This window comes from Gordonia rhizosphera NBRC 16068 (assembly GCF_000298195.1).
GTDB classification, from domain to species: Bacteria; Actinomycetota; Actinomycetes; order Mycobacteriales; family Mycobacteriaceae; genus Gordonia; species Gordonia rhizosphera.
The window spans coordinates 1-2,064 of sequence record NZ_BAHC01000059.1 but is presented as its reverse complement, the minus strand read 5'-3'; the positions used below and the strand labels follow the sequence as shown (position 1 = coordinate 2,064).

1 protein-coding gene is annotated in these 2,064 nt (G+C 64.9%); it reads right to left on the bottom strand.

Features of this window, described 5'->3' with window-relative positions:
• Positions 1–49 precede the first annotated feature (49 nt).
• Positions 50–1,777: a hypothetical protein gene (locus tag GORHZ_RS06460; protein ID WP_006331396.1), complete on the bottom strand. Its 1,728-nt coding sequence runs from the start codon at positions 1,775–1,777 to the stop codon at positions 50–52.
• Between the last annotated feature and the right edge of the window lie 287 nt (positions 1,778–2,064).

Sequence of the window (2,064 nt, the reverse complement as noted above, 5' to 3'; positions counted from 1 at the left end):
CTAACCTCGATTCCCGGTGCGGAAATTGGATTGAGGTTTGTTCGTGGGGTCAGCGTGGTGGGAAGGTGAATCGGAGGGTTCGGTTGTTCCACCAGGGGATGGGTGTGTGTTGGTCGGCGTAGCCGGCGTCGATCAGTTGGGGGTGGTGGCTGCGGAGTTTGAGGGCGCAGGTGACTTCGGTGTCGGTGATGTGCAGGGTGCCGGTGTCGTCGAGGAAGTGTCGCCAGATGGTGTCGGGGGTGGCTGCGTGGTAGCGGGTCAGGTCGCGGGCGAAAAGTCGGTAGAGGTTGCCGGCGATGACGGTCAGTGTGGTGTCGAGGTCGACGTTGAGTGGGACGCCGGAGGATAGTGCGTCGAGGTGGAATCCGCTGATGTAGGCGTCGAGTTCGTTTTCGATGCCCATGCGTTCGGCGTAGCGGGCGAAGAGGTCTTTGGCGGGGTTGGTGTGGTCGTTGGTGATGAGCAGGGTGGGTTCGTCGCGGCCGATGTTGCGGATCGCGATTTGTCGGATGTTGCTGGCGATGTCTTTGAGTTTGATGGTGTCTTCATGGATGTGGGGTCGCCGGTAGCGGCCGGTGCGGGCGACGGTGGCGGTTTTCCATTGCTGTGTCGGCAGCGCGGCGAGGCGGGCGAGTTCGGTGGCGCCGCGTTGGCGCAGGGTCAGCCAGCGGATGCCGCGGCTGGTGAGTTCGTCGAGAACTTTGTAGGTGGTCAGTTGGGAGTCGAACACGAGCAGGCCGGGGTCTTCGCCGGTGGCGTGGTGCCAGTAGTCGGCGAAGGCGATGATCTCTCGGGCCTGTTCGGCTTTGGTGAGTTCGGAGTTGGCGTAGACCATTTCGGTGCTGGCGTGGTCTTGGGCGAAGAAGGTCAGCACGGCGCGGGTGCGTTGCGAGCGGCGCGGTACGTAGTGTTTCTCCAGGACGGTGTCCTCGCCGTGGTGGCGGATGGCGTGGAAGTCGAGGTTGAATCCTTGGGTGCCGCTGGCCAATCCGAGCGTGCGCAGATTCTTGACCAGGCCGGTGAGCATTTTCTGGTTGGTCTCGCGTGGTACCCGGTAGGAGTAGGAGCCGGCGTGGGTGGCCTTGGGTAGTGCGGTCAGGCCCAGGGCGAAGGCGAGGCCGGCGTCGTCGGTGAGCGCGTCGATGTGGTGAGCGCGCGCGGCGCGGGCGCACTTGGCCAACAGCAGGGTGCCCACCGATTGCCAAGCGGTGATCGCGGTGGTGGCGGGGTAGCCCGCCTCGCGGACCAGGTCGGCCAGGCCCAGTTTCGCCATGGCCGGCAGCAACAGCAGCAGGCCGGCGTGCTCGCACGGGATCTGTTCGGCGGCAGGCCACTGTGTCAACGCGGCGGCCTTGACGGGGTCGAGCTGTGTGGGACTTCCGCGGCGGGTGCTGTCGTCGCGGCGTGGCAACCGCGCCACTCCGGCCTCGTCGAGGATCTGCCATACCGTCTGCGCCGAGACCGGGGTGCCTGCGGTGGCGAGTGCGGCGGCGATCTCACCGATGCTGCGCCCGCCGGCGCGCAGGGCCAGCACCTTCTCCCGCAGTTCCGCGGTGGCCTTGCGTGGTCCCTTGGGGCCGGTTTTGGCTTCGGTGAACAATGCGAGTTTGCCGGTGCGCAGCAGCGTTGCCATCTGATGGACCGAGGCGGTGGAGTAGCCGAATCGGTCGGCGACCTCGGCGGCCGAGGCCCCCTCGACGAAGTAGGCGCGCAGAGCCTCGTAGCGGCGTTGTCCCGCACCGCCGGGCTGGGTGAAATACTCAGCCCCAGTCCTCAAGGTATTTTCCTGAACGTCATACACACATGGTAGAGCGGTAAGTGAGTTGCCGGGGTGCGCCACACCGAGAGATCTCTGATGTCAGAGTGAATTACACAGATGTAGTCCAGATTGTCCTTCACACTTCGTGCGAAACCGGTACCGCGGTCTAGCTGATCAAATTCCGGTAATTAGATTGAGGTCAACCTGTCCGTCGCGGACCACGGGTGTTCCGACCAGCGGCGATGGCGAGCCTCCCGGCCCGGGTCAGATCACGGGCAAGCCTCGCACCGACTCCCGGGAATCGA